20 protein-coding genes are annotated in these 23737 nt (G+C 56.1%); 6 read left to right on the top strand and 14 right to left on the bottom strand.

Translation table 11 applies throughout. The annotated features are described in order from the left end of the window. The first annotated feature begins 1 nt into the window (after position 1). The 3 genes from W822_RS37890 (at position 2) to W822_RS37880 (ending at position 2938) form a co-directional block, all read left to right on the top strand. A complete protein-coding gene (locus tag W822_RS37890) occupies positions 2 to 1528 on the top strand; it encodes an efflux transporter outer membrane subunit (protein ID WP_024005917.1) in 1527 nt (508 codons plus the stop codon). Between the two features lie 12 nt (positions 1529 to 1540). Beyond that, positions 1541 to 2254 (top strand): pyridoxine 5'-phosphate synthase, encoded by a 714-nt coding sequence (gene pdxJ / locus W822_RS37885; RefSeq protein ID WP_024005916.1) that lies wholly within the window; start codon positions 1541 to 1543, stop codon positions 2252 to 2254. Between the two features lie 102 nt (positions 2255 to 2356). Then, positions 2357 to 2938: a nitroreductase family protein gene (locus W822_RS37880; RefSeq protein WP_024005915.1), complete on the top strand. Its 582-nt coding sequence runs from the start codon at positions 2357 to 2359 to the stop codon at positions 2936 to 2938. A 99-nt stretch (positions 2939 to 3037) separates the two neighbouring features. Here W822_RS37880 and W822_RS45900 read toward each other — a convergent pair whose 3' ends face one another. The 7 genes from W822_RS45900 to W822_RS37850 all read right to left on the bottom strand — a co-directional run bounded on the left by W822_RS45900 (position 3038) and on the right by W822_RS37850 (position 10906). Continuing rightward, positions 3038 to 3694: a monovalent cation/H(+) antiporter subunit G gene (locus tag W822_RS45900; RefSeq protein ID WP_024005914.1), complete on the bottom strand. Its 657-nt coding sequence runs from the start codon at positions 3692 to 3694 to the stop codon at positions 3038 to 3040. Beyond that, entirely contained in the window at positions 3691 to 3972 is a 282-nt protein-coding gene (locus tag W822_RS37875; RefSeq protein ID WP_024005913.1) for a K+/H+ antiporter subunit F, read from the bottom strand. Before W822_RS37875 ends, W822_RS45900 begins: the two co-directional genes overlap by 4 nt. Beyond that, on the bottom strand, positions 3972 to 4463 hold the full coding sequence (locus tag W822_RS37870) for a Na+/H+ antiporter subunit E (protein ID WP_024005912.1): 492 nt from the start codon (positions 4461 to 4463) through the stop codon (positions 3972 to 3974). The genes W822_RS37875 and W822_RS37870 overlap by 1 nt, the downstream gene beginning before the upstream one ends. Next, a complete protein-coding gene (locus W822_RS37865; RefSeq protein WP_024005911.1) occupies positions 4460 to 6100 on the bottom strand; it encodes a monovalent cation/H+ antiporter subunit D in 1641 nt (546 codons plus the stop codon). Before W822_RS37865 ends, W822_RS37870 begins: the two co-directional genes overlap by 4 nt. Beyond that, positions 6097 to 6438, bottom strand: a complete 342-nt coding sequence (locus W822_RS37860; RefSeq protein WP_024005910.1) for a Na+/H+ antiporter subunit C — start codon at positions 6436 to 6438, stop codon at positions 6097 to 6099. The genes W822_RS37865 and W822_RS37860 overlap by 4 nt, the downstream gene beginning before the upstream one ends. Continuing rightward, positions 6429 to 9428: a monovalent cation/H+ antiporter subunit A gene (locus W822_RS37855; protein WP_024005909.1), complete on the bottom strand. Its 3000-nt coding sequence runs from the start codon at positions 9426 to 9428 to the stop codon at positions 6429 to 6431. The genes W822_RS37860 and W822_RS37855 overlap by 10 nt, the downstream gene beginning before the upstream one ends. 263 nt (positions 9429 to 9691) lie before the next feature. Further along, complete coding sequence (locus W822_RS37850; protein WP_172642798.1) at positions 9692 to 10906, bottom strand: anti-sigma factor domain-containing protein; 1215 nt, start codon at positions 10904 to 10906, stop codon at positions 9692 to 9694. Positions 10907 to 11135: 229 nt separating this feature from the next. Here W822_RS37850 and W822_RS37845 point away from each other — a divergent pair, with 229 nt between their 5' ends. Next, positions 11136 to 11915 (top strand): SDR family oxidoreductase, encoded by a 780-nt coding sequence (locus W822_RS37845; RefSeq protein ID WP_024005907.1) that lies wholly within the window; start codon positions 11136 to 11138, stop codon positions 11913 to 11915. 3 nt (positions 11916 to 11918) lie between these two features. Here the strand turns inward: W822_RS37845 and W822_RS37840 are convergent, their stop codons facing one another. From W822_RS37840 to W822_RS37835, 3 genes are read right to left on the bottom strand one after another with little or no spacing between them, the layout of a single operon-like run. Further along, positions 11919 to 12920 carry a Bug family tripartite tricarboxylate transporter substrate binding protein gene (locus W822_RS37840; protein WP_031243003.1) on the bottom strand — a complete coding sequence of 334 codons (1002 nt, stop codon included), beginning with the start codon at positions 12918 to 12920 and terminating at the stop codon, positions 11919 to 11921. A 49-nt stretch (positions 12921 to 12969) separates the two neighbouring features. Beyond that, complete coding sequence (locus W822_RS45895; RefSeq protein WP_024005905.1) at positions 12970 to 13341, bottom strand: hypothetical protein; 372 nt, start codon at positions 13339 to 13341, stop codon at positions 12970 to 12972. Next, positions 13338 to 13727 (bottom strand): hypothetical protein, encoded by a 390-nt coding sequence (locus W822_RS37835; protein ID WP_024005904.1) that lies wholly within the window; start codon positions 13725 to 13727, stop codon positions 13338 to 13340. Before W822_RS37835 ends, W822_RS45895 begins: the two co-directional genes overlap by 4 nt. A gap of 174 nt (positions 13728 to 13901) precedes the next feature. Here W822_RS37835 and W822_RS37830 point away from each other — a divergent pair, with 174 nt between their 5' ends. Further along, positions 13902 to 14624, top strand: a complete 723-nt coding sequence (locus W822_RS37830; RefSeq protein WP_024005903.1) for a M23 family metallopeptidase — start codon at positions 13902 to 13904, stop codon at positions 14622 to 14624. 104 nt (positions 14625 to 14728) lie between these two features. Here W822_RS37830 and W822_RS37825 read toward each other — a convergent pair whose 3' ends face one another. From W822_RS37825 to W822_RS37810, 4 genes are all read right to left on the bottom strand, one after another. Beyond that, positions 14729 to 15154: an organic hydroperoxide resistance protein gene (locus tag W822_RS37825; protein WP_024005902.1), complete on the bottom strand. Its 426-nt coding sequence runs from the start codon at positions 15152 to 15154 to the stop codon at positions 14729 to 14731. A gap of 138 nt (positions 15155 to 15292) precedes the next feature. Next, positions 15293 to 16735, bottom strand: coding sequence for an efflux transporter outer membrane subunit (locus tag W822_RS37820; RefSeq protein WP_024005901.1), 1443 nt, complete (start codon positions 16733 to 16735; stop codon positions 15293 to 15295). Next, the gene (locus W822_RS37815) at positions 16732 to 19914 is read right to left on the bottom strand and encodes an efflux RND transporter permease subunit (RefSeq protein WP_024005900.1); all 3183 of its coding nucleotides are present in this window, start codon (positions 19912 to 19914) and stop codon (positions 16732 to 16734) included. Before W822_RS37815 ends, W822_RS37820 begins: the two co-directional genes overlap by 4 nt. Before the next feature lie 10 nt (positions 19915 to 19924). Further along, positions 19925 to 21124, bottom strand: coding sequence for an efflux RND transporter periplasmic adaptor subunit (locus W822_RS37810; RefSeq protein WP_253272302.1), 1200 nt, complete (start codon positions 21122 to 21124; stop codon positions 19925 to 19927). A gap of 806 nt (positions 21125 to 21930) precedes the next feature. On the opposite strand from W822_RS37810, the gene W822_RS37805 reads away from it, so the two are divergent. Next, on the top strand, positions 21931 to 23649 hold the full coding sequence (locus W822_RS37805) for a ShlB/FhaC/HecB family hemolysin secretion/activation protein (protein WP_253272301.1): 1719 nt from the start codon (positions 21931 to 21933) through the stop codon (positions 23647 to 23649). Positions 23650 to 23737: the final 88 nt, after the last annotated feature.

Here is a 23737-nt window from a genome sequence, read left to right as displayed (position 1 = left end):
CATGCAAGGGTCACAACGTACATTGCCCCGTTTGTCTGCTGTATTTATCGCGGTTTTACTGGCTGGCTGCTCGCTCAGTCCGGATTACACCCGGCCCGACGCACCGGTCCCGGGGAACTATCCCGGACAGAATGGTGCCACCCAGGCATCGGCTGCCGATCTTGGCTGGGAGCAGTTCTTCCATGAGCCACGCCTGAAAGCGCTGATCGGACTGGCGCTCGAAAACAACCGTGACATGCGTATCGCGGTCAAACGGGTTGACGAGGCGCGCGCTCAGTATGGTATTACCCGTAGTGATCAGTTTCCGCAAATCGGGGCAACCGCCCAGGAATCAGCCCAGCGCCTGCCACGCAACATGCGTATGGCAGGCCCGGACAGTCCGTCGGTTACCCGCAATTTTTCGGCCGGTATCGGCATCACCGACTTTGAACTGGATTTCTTTGGCAAGCAACGCAATCTGTCAGAAGCGGCATTTCAGTCATACCTGGCGACTGTGGAAGGACGCAAAACCGCGCAAATCAATCTGATCGGTCAGCTGGCCACCGCGTATTACAATTTACGCGCCGCGCAACAGCAAAAAGACCTGGTGGCCAAAACGCTGAAGTCGCGTCAGGCCACCTATGACCTGGTTCAGACCCGTTTCCGTGGCGGCGTTGCATCTGCACTGGACGTGAACCAGGCCAAAACCTCTCTGGATGCGGCTCGTGCGACATCGGCAGAACTGGATCGCAGCGAGAAGCAGGCACAGAACGCAATGCAACTCATTATTGGCGCGCCGTTACCGGCAGATTTGCCGCCGGCCAGCCCGTTTGCAGGCGATGTCCTGATGGCGAAAATTCCTGCCGGCCTGCCTTCAGATCTGCTTGAACGACGCCCCGACATCATTGCTGCCGAGCACGATTTGCTGGCGGCCAATGCCAATATTGGTGCAGCAAGAGCGGCATTTTTCCCCAGTATTTCGCTTACCGGTCTGATCGGCTCGACCAGTCTCGGCCTGAGCTCGCTGTTTGATGGCGGGCAGGGCACCTGGTCGTTCAATCCGGTGATCAATCTGCCTATCTTTACCGCCGGTCGTCTGCGCAACAACCTGGAATTGACGGAAGTGCGCAAGGATATTGCCGTGGCGCAATATGAAAAATCCATTCAGACCGCGTTCAAGGAAGTGGCCGATGCGCTTGCGGGCGAATCGACCTACGGTGCCCAGCTGGATGCGCTTCGAGATCAGCAGAAATCGGCCTATGAGTCACTCAATCTGGCAGACCTGCGCTATAAAAACGGGATAGACAGCTTCCTGCAAGTCCAGACCGCGCAGATCAATCTGTTCACCGTGCAACAGAGCTTCGTGCAAGTAGGTCTTGGATCGTTGCTGAATAAAGTTGAACTGTACAAGGCGCTTGGTGGCGGCTGGAGCCGCGATACTGTGATGCGACCAAATCCCGATGCACCGGTATCGAACACCGCTCCCGCGTCGAATACGGTTCCCGCTACAGGCAATGCCACACAAATCACACCGACCACGCAACAGTAGTGCAGAGGCATCATGATTGATCTGGGTGTAAATATTGATCATGTGGCCACGCTGCGCCAGCAGCGTGGCTGTGACTATCCCGATCCGGTACGCGCCGCGCTGCTGGCCGAACAGGCCGGCGCCGATGCGATTACACTGCATTTGCGCGAAGATCGACGGCATATACAGGATAAAGATGTATTCGCCCTCAGGCCGTTATTGAAAACCCGGATGAATCTGGAGTGTGCCGTTACCGAAGAAATGCTGGATATCGCCTGTCGGGTTCGCCCCCAGGATGTCTGCCTTGTGCCGGAAAAGCGGCAGGAGCTGACCACCGAAGGCGGACTGGATGTGATCACGCACTTTGACGCCGTCAGCCAGGCGGTATCCAAATTGCATGATGCCGATGCCCGTGTCTCGCTCTTTATAGATCCCGATGCCGCGCAGATTGACGCCGCCGTGAACGCCGGTGCACGTGTTATTGAACTGCATACTGGCTCTTATGCGGAAACCACAGGTGAGGCGCAACAGGCCGAGCTTGAGCGCATTCGGATCGCGATTGCCCATGGATTGCGCCAAGGACTGAAAGTGAATGCCGGTCACGGATTGCACTATCAGAACGTACAGGCGATCGTCGCACTGGGAGGCATCACCGAACTCAATATCGGGCATGCCATCGTTGCACAGGCCATCTTTGATGGTTGGGAAAAAGCAGTACGTGATATGAAAGCGTTATTGCGGCACTGACACATCACCACTGGCTCTGGGGTCATCCGGCAATTTGGCCGTGCGCTCGGCTATCATATAGCCTATCGCAATTAATGTATTATGCAATACAGGTATTTTCCCATGACTCAACCTATTGATTTTCTGTTATCCCGCAGTTCGATGAAACTGGTGACAGCGCCTGCGCCCAGTGATGAAGACCTGGCGAAAATTTTGCAGTCAGCCATGGCAGCCCCCGACCACGGCGGTCTGCAACCGTGGCGCTTTAAAATTATTCGCGGCCAGGCCATTCAGAAATTCGCTGATTTTTCCATTGCATTGCGCCAAGGCAGCGATACGCCGTTCACTCCGCAAAAAGAGGCAGCGACCCGTGCCTGGCTGAGCGAAGTGCCAATGATCATTGCCGTAGCCTGCCACATTGATTACGGCAATACGGCAATCAGCGAAACGGAAAGAATGCTGGCCACAGGAGCAGCCGTCACCAATATCCTGAACGCAGCTCATATGCTGGGTTATGGTGCATTCTGGAGCACCGGTATTGCAACTTATATCGATGAGTTCCAGTGCGGCCTGGGCTTCGATGCGCTCGATTACCGGTTTCTTGGATTCATAGCGATCGGCACACCCAAAATGCCGATCCCGCCCAAGAAACGTCCGGACTATACCCAGTTCACAGAAGAGTGGAGTGAACCGCTGGACGTCTGAGAGGACGTCTTTAATCGTCGGCTTTACGATATACGGAGCTGTCGCCCCGGCTGATACTGCCCGGGCTGTCCCCGGCGAATGATCCGAGGCACGAGCCCGTCAGGTCCGATCTGGCGGCTTATGTGTGTCTTTTTTATCTCGTATCGCAGAAGGCTTATCGTCGTTCTGCGGCAAACTGTCGGTGTTCTCAGACAAGCCGTCGGCATGATCCGAGCCGGCAGTGTTATCCGATTGTTCCCCAGCCTGTTTTTCAACCTGTTTCCCGGGCTGTGGGCCAGACTCGGCTGGTCGCGGCTGCTCAGCTACCGGCTTCTGCTCTTCGGGCTCCATCTCCAGTTCGGCTTCTATTGAGGCCACATCCTGCGCTGCCACCCGTTCATTTTCCTCTTCAGATGCCGTCTGATCCGTTGAGGTATCCTGTCGTGATGTTTCTTCGGGCGGAAGATGGGATCGCTCTTCGCGCAACACAAAAGAACGCACCAGCAGGATCGTACTGACGGGCGACGTGATGAAAATAAACAGGCCGATGACGATTTCATGCAGAAACGTGCGATCCTTCAGACTGAACGTAAGCAATAGCGAGGCCAGCAACAAACACCACAGGGCGCTGGAGTAAATAATGGCCTGGATATGGACACGCGGAAGGAAGTTGTTGACGCGCACGATACCGATGCTGGCGGCCAGCACAAGAAGGCCGCTGGCCACCATCAGAATGCAGGCCGGAATAATAATGAATGGCGACAGGGATGCCATCATGGTTCAATTACCTCGCCACGCAACAGAAAGCGGGCCATTGCAGCCGTACTCAGAAAGCCGAACAGGCTGACCAGCAGGCCGATATCAAAATACCAGGACGTGCGATAAAGCATACCCAGTGTCAGGGCGATCATCATGCCGATCAGATACAACGCGTCGATACCCAGCACACGGTCCTGGGGAGTGGGGCCCACAAACAAGGGATGGCTGATAATCACGCCTGCCAGGGCAAAGCAGAACAGCGTGAAATAGCACGACCAGATCAGAAGGGTTTCCATTACTCGAATATCTCCTTCAATGGTTTTTCATAGCGCTCAACGATATAAGCGACCCAATCCGTGTTCGGATCCAGATCCAGAATGTGCAGTTCGACCGAGTCTCCTGATTCCGGAAAGCCCGCCCAGACGGTACCTGGCGCGTAATTGATAATGGAGGCCAGGATGGCCAGCCCGTGCGGATCACGCAGCGATAACGGAATCGTTACAAAGCCGGGTCTGATATGTGTTTTGGGATACTTCAGAATCAGACCCAACGCCCACGTATTGGACTGGAACGTATCGGCCAGTACAGTAGCGGCCAATTTCAACATGACCCATAATCGGCGCGGTTTGGCCAGAAACGGTCTGAGGCGGCGTGACATCAGCACGATAATCAGGGCAGCCACCAAGGCAAAGACCAGTGTGCCTAAACCCAATGGGATATCTGCCAGCAGAATCCAGATGACAGCAAGAAACAGAGTGAGTGGCAACCAGGAGAACCAGGATTTCATTGGGTGCCTCCGTGGGGGAGTGCGAATGCGGGTCGCGTGTTGAGCACGGCTTTCATGTAGGCGCCAGGATCATCCAGCTGTTTGGCGGTGAGCGATAACTGGTCCATGACGGGGCCGGCGAAAACGGTCAGGCCGATGCACAGCAGCAGAAGCAGCGTAATGGGAAAGGCTTCGCGTCGGCTCAGCACAGGTGGTTTTAACTGCTCGTCACTCCAGAACATCCGGATACCGGCGCGGCCCAGCGCGATCACGGTGGCCATACCTGAAATGAGCATGGCAATCACGAACAACCAGACACTAGTGGTGGAGGCAGCATCGGTTTCTGACAAATCCAGCGCCTTGGATAACAGCGCGAATTTGGCAATAAAGCCCGAGAATGGCGGCATGCCGGCGATCACCAGTGCGCAGATAAAAAACGCTAATCCCAGAAAGGCCAGTGCGAACGGAATGGGTTTACCCACCACGGTACCGGAATAATCGGACTTGTCCTGGTCTTCGGCACTAAAGGCCTCCAGGCTGATGGCCAGCACGTTGCCGCCAAAGGTTTCGGTCCGTTTGATGAGTTCGATCAGGTAAAAAAATGTGCTGGTGACCAGAACAGAACTGAGCATATAAAACAGCGACGGTCCGGTCAGGATGACACTTGGCATACCCAGCGCCGTCAGCAGCGTACCCGACGACATGATGATGCAATAGCCCACCAGGCGTCCGCTGTTTTTTTCCGAGAGGATACCGAGCGTGCCAAAGAGCAGGGTTGCCAGCCCGATGACGTACATCCAGTCGCCACTGAAGGCAGCGGGCGCGCCCGTAGGCAACAGGAGTGAGCCGATGCGCAGCAGTGCGTAGATGCCGACTTTACTCATAATGGCAAACAGTGCGGCGACCGGCGCCACCGCCGCCGAGTAGGCGCTGGTCAGCCAGAAATTCAGGGGCCATGCGCCAGCCTTGATCAAAAACGCGACGCCAAGAATAGCACATGCGGCTTCAAACAGGCGGCGGTCGTCGCCCGCCAGAGTGGCGGCCCGCAGACCCAGATCAGCCATATTAAGCGTGCCGGTAATGCCATATAGCACCGAAATGGCGATCAGCAGCAGGAACGAAGCAATCAGATTGACTGTGACGTAATGAAGCCCTGCAGCCACCCGTGCCATACCGGACCCATGCAACGCCAGCCCATAGGAGGCCGCCAGAAAAATCTCGAAAAAAACAAAGAGATTGAACAAATCGCCGGTCAGAAATGCGCCATTGAGGCCCATCAGAATGAACTGGAAAAGCGGGTGAAAGAACACGCCTGCTCGATCCCAAAGGGCAGTCGAATACAACAAAGAACACAAGCCCAGGATCGCAGTCAGCATCAGCATAATGGCGCTGAGCTGGTCCGCCACCAGCACGATGCCGAAAGGCGCGCGCCAGTTGCCCAGCAGATAAACCATAATATGGTTTTCATAATCGTTCGGGATGCGGCCGGTTGTAATTCCAAAAAGCGCCACCGCCACACAAAACTGTGCCAGTACAGATATGACGCCCACCACCACACCGGCCGTGCGGTACTGATCCCGCAAGGCAAGCATGAGTGCGCCCACGACCATGGGAATCACCACGGGCAGAATGGGAAGATGAGTCATCCAGCTATTCATTGCGACTCCGTTCCGTCAACATGGTCGGTATTGGACAGACCGCGCAGAGCCAGTATGACCACCAGGAAAAGGGCCGTTGTGGCAAAGCCGATCACAATCGCCGTCAGCACCAGTGCCTGAGGTACCGGATCCGCATAATTGGCCAGGGTGGTTGCCACGCCTTTTTTCAGGATCGGCGGCGCGCCCGTCGTCAGTTTGCCGGTGGTGAAAATAAACAAGTTGACCGCATAGGACACCAGCGTGAGCCCGATAATGACCTGATAAGTCCGGGGCCGCAGCAGTAACCAGATACCCGAACCCACCATAATGCCAATGGCGATTGAAAGAATCAGTTCCATGATGGGGCTCCCTGGTCATTCGGTGTCGCAGATGGTGACGGCGGATCAGCGGTATCCCGCTTTAAATCAGCCTCGGGCGTATTGCCCGAAATGGGGTTGCCTGCCTGATTTTCATCTGAGGTTTCTGCCGACGCTTTTTTGTAGAATCGCAGAGACTGGTGACTGAGCGCAACCAACATGAACAGCGTTGAGCCCACCACGACTGCGAATACGCCCAGATCAAACAGCATGACACTGGACAAATGCAGGTGACCCAGCGGACCCAGGTCGAGGTCGGCCGCCAGGGCGGACAAAAATGGCAATTCTGCGAACCAGGCGGTGATTGATGCGGCGCCGGCCATCAGTAATCCGGCCGAAATCCAGTATTGAGGGAAAATACGCGAACGATCTTCCACCCAGCGGATGCCGCCCATCATATATTGCAGGATCACCGCCGCGGCGAATATCAGGCCGCCGACGAAACCACCACCGGGCAGGTTGTGACCTCGTAGCAGAAAGAACAGGGCGATCAGCGTCGAGATCGGCATAATGAAACGCGAAATCACCGTAGGCACCAGCATCGTGCCGCGTGGCAGCTCTGCATCTTCGTCAACCGCTGCGGTGTCGCCACTCTGTCGGAAACGCCGATCTTCCAGTGCCTTCAGGCTTTCGCGCGGCGGACGGAAACGCCGAAGCAGGGCGTAGACGGTGAGCGCCACAATGCTCAGTACTGTAATTTCACCGTAGGTATCAAAGCCGCGGAAATCGACCAGCAAGACATTGACAACATTGGACCCGCCGCCTTCAGGCAGGGCTTTTTCAAGGTAAAACGAGGACACGCCTTCGGGCCGCGGGCGCGATAACTGCAAATAGGTCAATACGGTCATACCCATCCCGGCTATCACGGCAATAATCATGTCCCGCAGCCGGCGCACCATTGCCCGCCCTTTGTCGGAGGCGGGTTCGGTTGTCATCCTGCGGGGCAGCCAGCGCAGACCGAGTAACAGCAGCACCGTGGTCACCATTTCGACCACCAATTGCGTAAGCGCCAGATCGGGCGCAGACAGCCATAAATATGTCAGGCTGCAGCACAGGCCGGCGCCGCCCAGCAAAACCAGAGAACGGAAGCGGTTATATTTTGCCTGGTAGGCTGCGCCCACCGCGCAACACGCTCCGATAATCCACAGCAGAGTGAAGGGGAGGTCGATATTGCGCATCACGAGCTTTGGCCAGGCTTCAAAAAGAAGCAGCGGCATGATGGTGACCACAACCGTAATGACCACAATCCACAGCACCTGGGGTTGCAATCGCCTGGTCGAAAACAGACTCATGACCTGATAGGCGACCGTATCAATCGTATTCATCAGACCGTCAAAAAAGGCACGTCCGTCCAGGCGATACAGCAAGGGCGTCTGGCCCGGCATGCGTTTTTGCAGCGGCCTGAGGATGATCGTCAGCAAAATACCGCCTCCCATGGCGATCAGGCTCATGGTGAGCGGCAGATTAAAGCCATGCCAGATCGCCAGGCTGTAGTCGGGCAGCGCGGGGCCGAGGATGGCCTGGGCGGCGGAGGCAAGAATGGGGCCAATCACTGTTTGGGGCATCATGCCGATCAGCAGGCAAAGCAATACCAGAACCGCGCTGGGCACCAGCATCCATCGGGGCGGTTCGTGCGGTTCTCTGGGCAAATCGGTCGCTTTGGGACCAAAAAAGACCTGTACAATCAGACGCACCGAATAGGCGACACTGAATGCGCTGGCCAGCACGGCAAAAACCGGTAGCCAGGTGGATACTTCAAGATAATCCGGCAGGTTCAGGGTTTCGGCAAAGAACATTTCTTTTGAAATAAACCCATTTAGCAGCGGAACCCCGGCCATGGCTGCAGCGGCCACCACGGCCAGCGTCGCGGTAATCGGCATGGCCTTACGCAGACCCGACAGCAGAACGAGGTCGCGCGTGCCGGTTTCATGGTCGACAATGCCGGTCGCCATAAAGAGTGAGGCCTTGAACGTAGCGTGATTGACCATATGGAACAGGGCCGCAATCAGCGCAAGCTTGCTGTTCAACCCGAGCAGCAGGGTGATGAGACCCAGATGGCTGATGGTGGAGTAGGCCAGGACCGCCTTCATGTCCCGCTGAAAGGTCGCGACAAAGGCGCCCAGAAACAGTGAACACAACCCGGCCATGCCGATGACCCAGAACCATGCAGCGGTATCGGCAAGAACCGGCCAGAATCGCGCCAGAATGAACACGCCCGCCTTGACCATGGTGGCCGAATGCAGATAGGCCGACACCGGCGTAGGCGCGGCCATGGCGTTCGGCAGCCAGAAATGGAATGGAAACTGCGCGCTTTTGGTCAGCGCGCCCAGCGCAAACAGTATAAGGATGGTCAAATACCAGGGATGCCTGCGCAAGGTATCGCCGGAGCCCAGCACCACATCCAGGTCATAGCTGCCCACTACGTGACCGATCATGAGCATGGCCGCGAGCAGACAGAATCCGCCCGCTGCCGTGATTGTCAGTGCCATGCGCGCGCCGCGCTTGGCGTCCTGCCGGTGATTCCAGTAAGCAATCAACATGAACGAAGACAGGCTGGTCAACTCCCAGAAAATGACCAGCTGAATAATATTTCCCGATAAAACCACCCCAAGCATCGACCCCATGAAGGCCAGAAAAAAGGAGTAGAAACGGGTAACCGGGTCTTTTGGCGACATGTAGTAGCGCGCGTAAAGCACCACCAATGCACCCATGACAGTGACCAGCATCGAAAACAGCCAGGCATAACCGTCCATGCGGAATACAAGATTCAGTTTGTACGTGGGAAGCCACTGCAGGGTCTGGATAACGGTATTGCCGGCCAGCACGTCGGGCAAAAAGGTCAGCGTGATAATTGCGCCGATTATTGCAATAATTCCTGCCATCCAGCTTTCTGGCGATCTGGCGTGATCGGGCAGTAATCCGACAAGGACACTACCCAGAAACGGAAGAATTAGAAGCAGGATTAATGACATTAAGTGCTAGTTATGAGGATTTATGGCGAATTATTACAATGATACTTTATCTTTTCGGCATACCGATTAAATTTTTTAATCTCGCTGAATTTGAGCTGAAAAAATCGGTCTTTCACGACACAACAATGACTTGTATCGTTGAAAGATGGTCGAACGGAGTGTTATGAACGCATCATGAACGCGATGAATACACCCGTGCAAAACGACAACAGTCACCAGGGAGCCGTACCCGATTCACAGGCGGCAAACTCAGACCAGGAAAATTACCGCTGCAGATCTGCCACGGTTCCCTGATAAAGAATAGAACCGGACGGCCGGTCGTTGCGCGATCCGCCTTCGGGCTCAAGACTGATCAGAATCTGGTCGCCCGCGGCAACTGGCCCTACCTTGTCGGCAGCAAGCGCAAACGCGCGACTGTCGCGAATCAGGCTCAATGGTACGCTGGTTCCGTTTGACCGTTTCCAGGCTTGTAACACCAGTCCTTCGGAGACCGTCTGGCGCAGCACCGGTGAAAATTGTGCGTCACCCCTGGCATTGAATCGAACCACCCAGCCGGTCTGCGCTTTGCTCATGGATGAGTCCAGCACTGCCACTTTATATGGAATCGCAGAGGCAGGCGTGCTCATATACCAGGAGACGAGCGCGGCGATAGCCAGTAATAGCGCCAGAATGCGCCAGAAGGGGAGCATGAACCAGAGTTTTCGCGCACTGCTTCTGAGACCGGATACAAAAGACGGTTCAGATGCATCCTCGTCGTCCGGCTCGGAAATGGTCGTGGCGGCTTCCGGTGAAGCGGGCCTGACAAATGTCGCTTTTTTTATTTTTTCCCAGACGCGGCTGCTGGCCACCTGGGCAGGCAATTGGCTCAGAAAGTGAGTAAATTGCGCTTCCCAGAGCAGCGCAATACGTGAAACACCCGCGTCATCGTTCATCAATTTATAGACGAGTTTCTCTTCATTTTCCGATAGGCCCCCCAGAACATATTCGCCTATTTTTTCCGTCGCGTTGTGCGGTGGGGAAAACTCGGGCAGATGCTTGCTCAAATGTTGCAGGCCGAGAAACAGGTTTTCTTTGAACCGGCCCAGTGGCATACCCATTTTGGTTGCCGTCTGCGCCTGCGACATGCCGCTGAAGTACATATTGATCATGGCCTTTTGCGGCTCTTCGGGCAATTCTTCAAGATGCAGATAAAAAGCGGGTGTGGCCGGCAGATCTTCACGCACGTCTGCATGCAAATTGCTGCTGACTTCATTGAGTACGGACTCGTCCTGATCCTTGCTGGCGGCCTGGATCGCATCATAATGCTCTTTGAAAATCTGGCTGATGCGATAGCGCAGGATAGAGTAAATCCAGCCTCGCGCCGGACCCATATCATCTTCGTAGGCTTCGGCATTGTTCCAGATGAGCCCGAAGGTGGACACCACCGCCTGTTCGGCCAGGTTGTAGTTGCCCAACACTCTGAGCGAGAGCGCCATCATTGGCGGTCCTTCATGTTTGAACAGAGTCTGTAATGCGCTCTTCTGCTTTTTTGCACACGCTTTTAAGATTTTTTCGTAATTAAAAGGGGTGTTTCTGGCAAACATGTACTTTTTCCAGGAAATTGGGTGAAAATAGATTCAAGTTTACCGCAAACCGGCCTGATGCAACTATCTGACTTTTGTCAGGCCACGTTACAAATTAATTGACAACACATTTTCAGGGAAGGCAATGCAACACCAGGGTTCATACACAGATCAATTCAGCCTGCAGGGCAAAATCGTGTTTATCAGTGGTTCGACGCGCGGGCTGGGCCTGGAAATGGCCTCGGCCATGGCGCGTTGTGGTGCCCAGGTGTACATTAACGGCCGCACTAGCGCCTCAACGGCGCAAGCCTGTGCCATGCTTGCTGAACAGGGTGTAAGCGTTCAGGGGATTGCCGGCGATATGTCCGTTCCACAGGATATCGAGCAGTGCATAGCGACGCTGGAAGACAGGCACGGCCGCTGCGATGTGCTGGTCAATAACATGGGCATTCGCATTCGCCAGCCGCTGGCTGCATTTGATATCGAACAGATGCGCCAAATGCTGGAAGTCAACCTGCTGGGAGCCATGTATCTGTCGCAAAAAGCGGCGGCGCTCATGCACAGACAGCGATGGGGACGTCTGATTACGATCACCTCGGTCGCAGGCGAAGTCGCCCGTCCTGGCGATGCCGTCTATCCGGTGACCAAACAGGGACTGACCGGCATGATGCGCGCGCTGGCCGTCGAGCATGCACAGGCCGGGATTACGAGCAATGCGATTGCACCCGGCACTTTTGCAACAGAGACGAACCGGCAGATGATTGAGTCTGAAGCCGGCCAAACGCTCGCGAGGCGAAATCCGACCGGTCGCTGGGGCCAGCCCGAGGAAATTGCCGGTCTGGCCGTATTTCTGGCTTCGGACCTTTCAGCCTATGTCAATGGACAGGTCATCGCCGTGGATGGCGGCCTGTCCGTGCTGTTCTGATACTCAATTGATTTTCAGATCGAGCTTTTCAATCAGTGGCTGCCAGCGTGCTTTTTCCTGACCCATGTATTCTTTGAAGGCTTCGGGTGTGGTCGGGATGGGATCCATATATTGCGCTTTCAGTTTCTTCTCGACTTCCGGATCCTTGAGTGCGGTCAGCAGTGCATCGGTCAGCGTATTGCGAATTTCGATCGGTACTTCAGACGAAATGATGAAGCCGGACCAGGCTGCGCCTTCGATGCCAGGCGCGCCCGCTTCAGAGACCGTCGGGATATCGGGCAGTGAACTGTTACGCTGGGCGCTGGTCTGCGCCAACGCGACCAGGCGTCCTTCCTTGACCAGCGGCAACACAGCGATCGGCGCCAATGCGGTGAATTGGGTGTCGCCCGCGATCAGAGAATTGAGCGCGGCGGGTGAAGAGGGGTAAGGCACGGCGGTCGCCTTGCCATTGACGGCCTGAAGCATCAGCTCCATGGACAGGTGTGACCCCGTGCCCGTACCGGAGGTGGCGAAATTCAATTTGTCCGGCTCGGCCTGAATTTTTTTGATCAGTTCCTGCAAGGTGGTAATACCCGATTTTTTAGTGACCACAATGACATTGGGCTGAGTCACCGCCATAGTCAGGGGCGCAAGATCTTTCTCTGGGTTATAAGGCAGCTTGCTGTAGATGAACTGGTTGTTCACAAGCGGCCCCGTGATGGAAATACCGAAGGTATAGCCGTCGGGTTTGGCTTTGGCTACCTGATTCGTGCCGATATTGCCACCCGCACCGGCCTTGTTTTCGATCACGATGGTCTGGCCCAGTTTTTTTTCGGCGCTGCCCGCAATAATCCGGGCAATCTGATCGGGTGTGGATCCAGGGCCGAAAGGCACGATCAGCGTGAGTGGATGCTCAGGCCACTGGCTGTCTTTGGCCTGTGCGGGGAGCATGCCCAGCATCAGTGAACTGACGGTCAGGCTGGCCAGTGCCAGTCTCACCATCGTTTTTCTTTTGTTCTTTTTCATTTTGCAACAATATCCTTTGGAACAATATAAATAATGATCTCGATAAAAATCAGCGGTCCTGACCTGTCATGATATGCAGAAATATTTCATACGGCTGCATTTCGTTGGGCCCGGCCTCAGTCGAGACGGGGGTCTGCTGGATCCGGACGTACTCGGCGTAGGGCAGCGTTGCCTTCAGCTTTTCAAAACGCGCTTCGCATTCCGGAAACATATCCGATTCGGCCGGATCGTCCGCGTAGCGGGTCGCGTATTCCGCAGTCATGCAGGTAATGATGGCCCGTTCCTTATCGAACTGGGTGTAGTCGGCTGTGTCATCGTTCAGCCCGTTCAGACTGATGCCAAGATAGATCAGCGCCACCAGCACAAACAGTGCCGCAATCAGATACTTGATAAAACGCATGCGGCCACGAGTATCTTTCATAATCCCGTCTCGTCCTTTTTCAATCCGAATAAGGTAGTCGCCAGTGTTTCGTAGGTGTTTTTCGCATTCGGCGGCAGACTGTCAAAGACATCGTGCAGTGAATATTTCATTCTGTAGGCACGCTGAAAACTGTCGTACACTTCGGTTTGCTGGGCACGCAATGCCTTGGTCGACACCTGCTGCAGCAATGTCTCGTAAGCCGCATGACACTCCTTCCGGATGGTCGATAATGCGGTCTTGTCCACGTATTGCGAGCTGAGCAGCAGGGCACCGCGGGTCACAATGCAATCGGACTGCAGGGACAATCGCAAGCGCTCGTCAGCCTGTCTGTCCGAGCACGCGCTCAACAGCAAAAGCACGGGAATAATAAGAGTCAGTCTGAGCATCTGGCAGCCATCGCAGCCAATCCCGGCGTGTACAAGCAAGGGTGGTCGACGAGATCGGGCGATATCGGAAATGGGTAGAAACGAAAACTATACACGGATTCGGGGCGTAATTGAGCTTAAATAAGTAAAATGCATTCTCATGATCATACTCATCTCTTTCCTTCGATGCGAGCCATGTCGGGTTTAGCAGGCTGGCGCGGTCTGGTACTGCTTGGCAGTCTGGCTGCGCTTATGCAATGCCCGGTGGCGCACGCGCAATCCGATGAGGATCTGGACATCATCCCCGAAGCACCCACGGTCGATTCCGACGTCAAAACCATACGGGGCCTCGCAGACGATCTGGCGCCGCCCAAAGGCTGCAATAGCAAGGGTTGCGACCCGTCGCTCAAGCTGGATTTAAAGATCATGGGCTTTCTGTCGTCGCCGCTCGATAAAAGCTATGTGTCCTCGCGTTACGGCTTGCGTATGCATCCCATCTATAACCAGTTGCGATTTCACGCCGGCGTGGATCTGGTTGCACCCATGGGCAGTCAGGTCAAGTCCACCCTGGGCGGCAAGGTTTCTTTTGCAGGTGTAAAGGGGGGGTATGGGAACATGGTGGTTGTTGACCATGGATCCGGTTACGAAACCCGTTATGCGCATCTGCGCAATTTCGCTCCGCGGCTGGCTGTCGGTCGTATCGTCGATAAAGGCGAAGTGATTGGTGCGCTGGGCGATACGGGACAAGTCACGGGCGCGCATTTGCATTATGAAATACGCTATAACGATCATGCCATCAATCCCCTGACGGGTCAGGGAGCTGCCGGTATCGGACGCATTGAAAAAACCTCGGTGATCAAAGGCGGTCAAAGCCAGCGCATGCGAACAGGACGCATCCGGACAATCATCCGGCATTGATGCGACATTGGAGTCTTATTGATGTCCTGTTTTGCGCTCACAGGCTGCCACTGCTGTGGCCATAATGATGCGGGGCAGCAGGGCAGTCCGAAGCAGATAAGACGTTAAACGACAGTGAGGGTGACGTCAACGTTGCTGCGTGTGGCATTTGAGTAAGGGCATACCACATGGGCTTTTTTTACCAGTTCCTGCGCGACACTGCGCTCTACGCCGGGCACAGAAATCTTCAACTCGACCTCAATGCCAAATCCCTGTGCAATCGGACCAATGCCGACACTGCCTTCAATACTGGTTTCATCAGGCAGCTTGACTTTTTCTCGTGAGGCGACCAGCTTCAAGGCTCCCAGAAAGCAGGCCGAATAGCCTGCGGCGAACAGCTGCTCAGGGTTCGTTCCCTCTCCGCCAGCCCCGCCCAACTCCTTTGGAGTGGTCAGTTTGACATCGAGCACGTTATCGGAAGACACAGCCCGCCCGTCACGACCGCCGGTTGCGGTGGCATGGGCGACATAAAGCACTTTTTCAACTGCCATGATTGACTCCTGATGAATGTTACAGGTTAACAGATCGTGAGTTCCCGTTATAGCATCCCTATGGCAGACATCGGCCCAATGACCCTGATTCCGGACAGGGAATGGCGCGCGGTCCAGTTGCGGGCCCGGGCCTGCCGTTCAGGGCTGCCAGCCGCCACCCAGCGTTTTGAACAGGGCCAGGCGGTTAATCTGTTCCACCAGCCGCAGCGTGATCATGTCCTGCTGCGCAGTATAGTAGGTTCTTTGCGAGTCCAGTACTTCGAGAAAGCCGCTGCCACCGCCCCGGGAGAACAGGGCATTCGAAAGTTGAAAGCTGCGGTAAGTCGAGTCAACCAGTGATTGCTGGGCTTGCAGTCGCGCTGCAATATTGGTTCGCACCGCCAGCGCGTCGGCCACTTCCCTGAAGGCGGTTTGAATGGTTTTTTCGTAGGTCGCCAGCAAAATATCGCGTTGTGCCTTGGTCAGATCCAGATTGCCCTGGTTGGCACCGCCATCGAAGATGGGCAGGCTGATTGACGGGGCAAAGCTCCACGCCAGCGTCCCGCTTCCAAACAGGCCCGACAGGCTGCTGCTGGCTGTTCCTGCCGAACCGAGCAACGAAATACTTGGGAAAAAGGCGGCGCGGGCTGCGCCGATATCGGCATGAGCTGCGATCAGATCGTGCTCCGCGGCCAGCACGTCCGGCCGTTGCTGCAACACACTGGAGGGCAACCCGGCAGGCGGCATGACCAGACGCGAAGCGGCCCGTCCCTGCAGGGCAAAGTCCGCGGGCGGAAGCAAATTGCCGGGCACCGGTGCACCCGTCAGCAGCGTCAAGGCGTTTTTATCCTGAGCCAGCTGTGATTCATATTCCGCCACCTTGACCCTGGCGGCATCCACTGTGCTTTGGGACTGCGCCAGCGTGAGACCGGACTGGGCACCCAGTTCATGACTGCGGCGAACCAGCTCATGTGACTTTTGCTGATTTGCCAGCGTGCTGCGCGCGAGCGCCAGCTGTTGACCGGTGGCCTCAAGCTGCAGCCAGGCGGCAGCAATTTCACTGACCAGGCTGATCTGGGCGCTGCGACGGCTTTCCTGGGCGGCCAGATAGCGTTGCATGGCCGCAGCCTTCAGGTTGCGAATTTTCCCGAAAAAATCAATCTCGTAACTGGTCAACCCAAGATCGACACTGTAGCGTGTCGACAGTGTGGTTTCGCCGGAATTGGAGACACTGGCCGGGGTACGGCTGCGGCTGACCTCGCCATCTACGCCTACCGCAGGCAGGCCATCGGCTCTGGCAATGCCATATTGCGCGCGGGCCCGTTCAATATTGAGCGTGGCAATCCGCAGGTCGCGGTTGTTCTGCAAACCCAACTGTACAACCTCACGCAGGCGGGGATCCGTAAAAAAGGTACGCCAGTCCAGGTCGTTGGCCGTTGGTAACACTGAGGTACCGGCCGACGCCGGTGCCTGGGGCCAGCTTGCGGACACCGGCGCGGCTGGTTGGTGATAATCGGGCGCCAGATTCACGCAGCCTGCCAGTCCCAGAACAGGCAGGGCGAGCATGGCGATTTTGTGCGCGGAAGTCTTGAAATCTGTCATACCGTGTGACCCGTTTGATTGCTGTCCGGGGAATGAGTGCCGTGGCCATCATTATGCGAATGGCGCTTGCGTCTGAAACTGCGCACCAGCACAAAAAATAGCGGAACAAAAAAGAGACTGAGCGCCGTGCCGACCATCATGCCACCCAGCACGGCGGTACCGATAGCATGCCGGCCACCGGCGCCAGCACCGGTCCCGATTGCCAGGGGCAGAACGCCAAAGCCAAAGGCCAGCGACGTCATCAGGATCGGTCGCAGGCGTTGACGCACGGCGATCAAAGTGGCTTCCAGAACAGAACGGCCTTGCTCCTGCAACTGCTTGGCGAACTCAACAATCAAGATCGCATTCTTGGAAGTCAGGCCGACTGTTGTCAGCAAGCCGACCTGGAAGAAGACGTCATTATGCAGCTCCCGCAAGGCGGTAAAGAGCAATGCGCCGACAATCCCCAGTGGCACGACCAATATGACGGCAAAGGGAACGGACCAGCTTTCATAGAGCGCCGCCAGGCACAGAAAAACGAACAGAATGGAGACCGCGTAAAGCAGCGGGGCCTGCGCACCGGAAATGCGCTCCTGCAGCGAGGCGCCGGTCCATTCAAAGCCGATGCCTGCCGGCATTTGCTTAAGTACGTCTTCCACGGCCTGCATGGCGGCACCGGAACTCACATCGGGTGCGGCATCCCCCAGAAACTCCAGGCTGGGGCTGCCGTTATAACGGCTCAGTTCGGGCGAACCGAAGCTCCATTTTGAACTGGAAAACGCGGGGAAGGGCACCATCTCGCCCAGCGTATTCCTTACATTCCACTGGTCGATATCGCTGGGCAGCATGCGAAAAGGCGTATCACCCTGAACGTAAACGCGCTTGACACGGCCTCGGTCCAGAAAATCATTTACGTAAGTGCCTCCCATGGCGGTCGACAGGGTACTGTCTATGGCATCGGTATTCAGACTGAATGCACCGGCGCGGGCATCATCAATGTTGATCGTAAATTGCGCCGTATCTTCGGGTGCATCAATCCGCACGTTCATCAGCTCCGGTCGCTCGGACAGCAGTTGCAGGGCCTTGCGGCTGGCTTCGACCAGGGCGTCATGGCCCAGTCCATTGATGTCCTGCAGGAAGAAATTGAAGCCCGAACTCGAGCCCAGACCGCGCACAATAGGCGGCAGCGTCGCAATAATGCGTGCGTCCTTGATATACGCCAGATCCTGGGTCGCCTTTCTGGCAATGGCGGCAGAGGATTGCTCGGGCAGTGGGCGTTCACTCCAGTCCTTGAGCATTACATACGCTCGTGCCGAGCTCTGGTCGCCGCTGCGACCGGTAATACTGGTAATACTGCGCACGTCGGGCTGCTTGAGAAAATATTTTTCAATTTCCCGCATGACAGGCTGCAGCCGGGCATCGGTCGCCCCTGCGGGCAGGGTAATCTGCAATCTGACGGCGCCCTGATCCTCGGGTGGCAAAAAAGAGGTGGGTAAACGCAAGAACAGAAAGCCCATGAGCACGGCGATAATGACATAGACAATCAGGCCGCGCCGGGGACGTTTTGATACACCGGCGACGGCTGTCTGGTAACGGTCTGCGGTCCGGTCAAAACGCCGGTTGAACCCCATGAAAAAACGATCCACGTAACCAAGCGGCCCCTTGCGGGCCAGGGTCGGGTCGATATGCCCGCCTTTTTTCGCCGGTTTGAGCAGGCTGGCGCACAGGGCAGGGGTCAGGGTCAGCGCAACAATAACCGAGAGCACCATCGCAGAAACGATCGTAATGGAAAACTGCCGGTAAATCACGCCGGTAGAGCCGCCAAAAAATGCCATCGGAATGAACACGGCAGACAGCACAAGTGTAATCCCGACCAGCGCCGGCGTAATTTCCCGCATGGACTTGCGGGTGGCCTCGCGCGGCGGCAGCCCCTGTTCATGCATTACGCGTTCTACGTTTTCCACCACCACGATCGCATCGTCCACCAGCAGGCCGATCGCCAGCACCATTCCAAACAGTGTCAGAGTGTTAATGGAAAATCCGGCGACCGACAGCACCCCGAACGCACCCAGCAGAACCACCGGTACGGCAATGGCCGGAATCAGCGTGGCACGCAGGTTCTGCAAGAACAGATAAATGACCAGCACCACCAGCACCATGGCTTCCAGCAGGACTTTGACGACCTCGTCAATGGATGCACTGATGAAAGGAGTCGAGTCGACGCCGATAAAGGTTTTCAGGTTGTTGGGGAAAAACGGTTCAAGCTCTGCCAGCTTCGCGCGCACGAGATCGGCCACTTCCACGGCATTGGCGCCGTCAGCGGCAATAATCCCCATACCGGCACCTGGCAGGCCTCCCAATGCAGAGCGGATCGTCAGGTTTTCAGCGCCCAGTTCAACCCGGGCCACATCGCGAATGCGGACGACGGCGCCATCGGGTGCCACGCGCAGCACCACATTGCGAAAATCGTCTTCGGTCTGCAGCATGCTGCGCGCGGTAATGGTCGCATTCAATTGCTGGCCACTGACGGCTGGCAAAGAGCCCAGCTGGCCGGCAGATACCTGCACATTCTGCTTTTCGATGGCAGCAGTCACATCCGAGGGCATCAGGCTGTAGCCAAGCAGTTTTTTGGGGTCCAGCCAGATGCGCATGGCATAGCCCGTTCCGAGGGTCTGCACTTCGCCTACGCCGTCGATTCGGCTGATCACATCCACCAGATTACTGGTGATGTAATCGCCCACATCCACCGGCGAGGCACTGCCATCGTCCGAATACAGCGAGACCACCATCAGGAATTCTTCCCCGCCTTTGGTGACCGTCACCCCGCGGCTTTGCACCTGCTGGGGCAGCCGCGACATGGCCTGCTGCAGACGGTTCTGCACCTGCATCTGGGCCACATCGATATTGGTGCCGGCATCAAAAGTGAGGGTGATGCGCGCGCGCCCGGCAGCGTTACTGGTGCTGCGCATGTACAGCAGATTGTCCAGCCCCTTGAGTTGCTGTTCGATGACCTGGGTCACCGAGTCTTCTACCGTCTTGGCAGAGGCACCGGTGTAGGTGGCGGTAATGGCCACGCGGGGCGGCGCAATATCGGGATACTGTTCAAGCGGCAAGGTATGGATGGATGCCAGGCCTGCCAGCATAATCACAATGGACAATACCCAGGCAAAAATGGGCCGGCTGATAAAAAACTGTGCCATATCCCGATTCCTAGCCCGACTGGCGTGTGGTTTCCACCGGCCGAACCAGTACGCCGGGGCGCACGCGTTGCGACCCGGTCAGCAGCACCCGTTCACCTGCCGCCAGCCCGTCCAGCACCTGCCAGTTGTCGCCGATCGCCCGTCCGACTACGACGGAGCGTTCCTGCACTTTGTTTTCAGCATCGACGACCAGCGCAACCGTACTGGCGTCGGGCCGCCGGGTGACCGCTTGCTGCGGTACGAGGACAGACTGGTCGCCCGTATTGTTTTGCAGCACGGCCCGCACATACATGCCGGGCATCAAAATCCGGTCGGGGTTGGGCACTTGCGCACGCAGCGTAATCGAACCGGTGCTGGCATTGACGGTCACGCCGCTGAAAGTCAGGCGGCCCGTATGAGAATACATCAGTCCATTTTCGAGCCTGATGCGAATAACCGCATCGTTTTCCGATGTCGCCTGTAAACGGCCGGCCTGGATATCTTCCTTCAATTGCAGTATTTCAGCTGACGATTGCGACACGTGTATATATACCGGATCCAGTTGCTGCACGGTCGTCAATGCCGTCGTCTGATTCGCGGTCACCAGCGCACCCGGCGTCACGTTGGACAGTTCGATCCAGCCGTCAATGGGAGAGACAATGCGGGTATAGTCCAGGTTGATCTTGGCGCGCTGCTCCTGTGCGCGGGCGACAGCCAGGTCGGCCGCGGCCTGTTGCGCATCAGCCTGCGAAGCCTCATTGATCTGTTCACTGATCGCATCAATACGAACCAGCGAACGATTGCGTTTGGCCACCGTTTGCGCGTTGGCCAGCGTGGACGCGGCTTTCCTGACACTGGCGCGGGCCGCAGCGTACTCTGCCTCGTACACCGCCGGATCCAACTGATACAGCACCTGTCCTGCCTTGACCATGGATCCTTCGGTGAACAACTGTTTCTGCACAATGCCATTCACTTGCGGACGAATCTCGGCAATCAGCGGAGACACGGTACGCCCGGGCAACTCGGTGTCAAAGGTAATGCGCTGTGATTTGAGCGTGATGACGCCGACTTCGGGCGGCCCGTCGGCCTTGGGCGCCGGTGCGGGATCCTCGTCCCTGGAGCAGCCCGAGACCAGCAGGACGACCAATAGCAATGCCGGCAGCAATAGCGCTGGCATGGAAAAAAAACGATGTTGCTTTTTCATTGTAGACAGACTGACAAATTTAATCATGGCATCGTATATAAACGGGAGCAGGGGACGAACACCATTCGATGCCCCCTTGCCGCAATGTCAGCTTCCCCGATTCGGGCAGAAAATGTGCGCGTCGGGTGCGCCGGCGCTTACCGGCGATGTCGGACAAAACAGGCGAAACGCGAAAATAGTAGCATGATTACACAGTATTTCAGTTGAAACTTTTGTATCACACGGCCAAATTGCACTTTATCTAATAAAAACGGCAATTTGCGGCATTTTCGTAATCGTTTGAAAGGCTTGTTACATCGCGCGGAAAATCACAACTGTATATTTTTGCACCGGAGAAAAGGGTGTGACGCCGTTCATCGGTCATACTGCTTTCGCGCATTATTCAGAAACGCCAGTTCAGATAGGCGTTTACCCGATGTTCACGCATGCGGCCGCCGTCAATCTCAATATCAAACTCATAAAACAACCTCAAAAAAATGCAAGTAATTTGATGAGGCGATAAGACAATCAATGGACGTGAACGTTTTTTTTCAGGGCAGAGTGAATTGAAAAGAGGAGGGGTCGCTGTGCCGAACGCACTCCCAGGTAGGAGAACGTCACCGTGAGTCATGACTCGCAGACAAAGGAGTTTTTTTGCCTAATTTAGGGTTTTCTTGATCTAGGTAAATTACATTTCGGCAAGACCTCTCTACAATGCTGCCCAATAAAAATGGGGTTGGCAGAAAGTGATGTTGGAAGAGGCAATTTTCAATGCACGCGATGGGCGGTTGCCGCAAAGGCGGGTGCGCCCACTATTTTCGCTCACGCAATGCAGTCGGTCGTCTCGGCAGCTTGTGATTTCTATCTTGCTCGTGCTCGGATGCATTTGGGAGACCTCTGCGCGGGCACAGGCGCTTCGCCCCGAGATGCTGGACGCGCAGCACTTTCAACGGCAGCAACAGCAGCAACAATTTCTTCAAAGCCAGTTGCCTGCGCCCCAAAGCGTGTCCCGTGCGTCGGCTGTTGCGCCACCGGATCGCACTCAATATCCCTCGGAGACACCGTGTTTTCCCATTACGTCGGTTGAACTGACGGGAGAGTCGGCAGAGCGTTTCGCCTGGGCGTTGAATTCGCTCCTTGCTCCAGAAAAAGCTCCAATGCATTTGCCTTCTCCCGTCGGGCAGTGCCTGGGTGTGCAAGGTATTGCACTCGTGGCCGATCATGTGCAGAACACCATCATGGCGGCCGGATACGTGACGACGCGTGTGCTGGTCGGCTCTCAGAATATCGGCGGCGGCCATTTGAATTTGTCGGTTATCCCAGGGCGTGTGCAGGATATTCGCTTTACAGACTCATCCGAGTCACGGGCTCGCCGCTGGAACGCGTTGCCTGTGAGGGAAGGCGGGATTCTCAATATCCGCGATCTTGAACAGGGACTGGAGAACTTTCGACGCATTCCAACGGTAAACGCCGATATCCAGATTGCACCTGCGAATGAGCCGGGCAAAAGCGATCTGCTGATCAACTGGAATCAGTCCCGGCCATTTCGCCTGATGGCCAGTTTTGACGATGCGGGCAGCAAAAGTACCGGACGCTATCAGGGAAACCTGACCGTGTCGCTTGATAACCCCTTGACACTGAACGATCTTTTCTATGCCAGTCATACCCAAAGTCTGGGTCACCCCACCAGCCATTCTCGACGCGCCAAAGACAGCGCGCTGCATTATTCCGTCCCGTTTGGCTACTGGTTGCTGAGTGCGAACTTTTCAACATTCAACTATCGCCAGCCTGTGGCGGACATTCATGAAAGCTATGTCTACAGCGGACGCAGTCGCACGCTGGACCTGAGTCTCAGCCGCCAGGTGTATCGCGACGCCAAACGCAAATTCAGCGTCTATCTGAAAGGCTGGGCGCGTCATTCCCGAAACTATATTGATGAAGTGGAAATCCCTGTCCAGCGGCGCCGCATGGCCGGCTGGGAAGCGGGGGTCAATCATCGCGAGTACCTGCGCGCGGCCACGCTCGACGTGAATCTGTCCTATCGGCGCGGCACCGGGGCGGGTAATGCACTTAAAGCGCCGGAAGAAAAATACGACGAGGGTACTTCACGGCCGCGCATCTGGCGCGCGTCGGTCAATCTGAGCGCGCCGTTTACGCTAGGCAAACAACCGGTTCGCTACACCGGTACCTGGCAGGCGCAATGGAACAAATCACCACTGATTGCACAAGACCAATTCAGCATTGGCGGTCGCTATACCGTGCGCGGCTTCAGCGGCGAGTATGTGCTCATGTCCGACCGCGGCTGGTTCTGGCGCAACGAGCTGGCATTCTCGCTTTCCACACTGGGTATTGCCGGGCATGAACTGTACGCAGGTGTTGATGCGGGCCATGTCAGTGGACAGCATGCCGACCGACTGGTGGTGCGCTCGCTCATCGGATCGGCCGTCGGTCTGCGGGGCAGTCTATCCAAATACGTGCACTACGATTTTTTCATTGGCAAGCCATTGAATAAACCCAACGGGTTTAAAACACCAGCCACAACAGGTGGCTTCAGTATCAGTTTTTCGTTGTAAGACGGATGGGCCTGTCATGTCGAAATTTTTCGCGTTTCCTTGCGGCATGGGCGCAGCGGGCCATCAGAACGTCGGTTAGGGGAAGAGT

The sequence above is a fragment of the Advenella kashmirensis W13003 genome (assembly GCF_000506985.1).
Taxonomy (GTDB): Bacteria; Pseudomonadota; Gammaproteobacteria; order Burkholderiales; family Burkholderiaceae_B; genus Advenella; species Advenella kashmirensis_A.
Note: the sequence above shows the minus strand (reverse complement) of the source record. Positions and strands in the feature narration are given on the sequence as shown.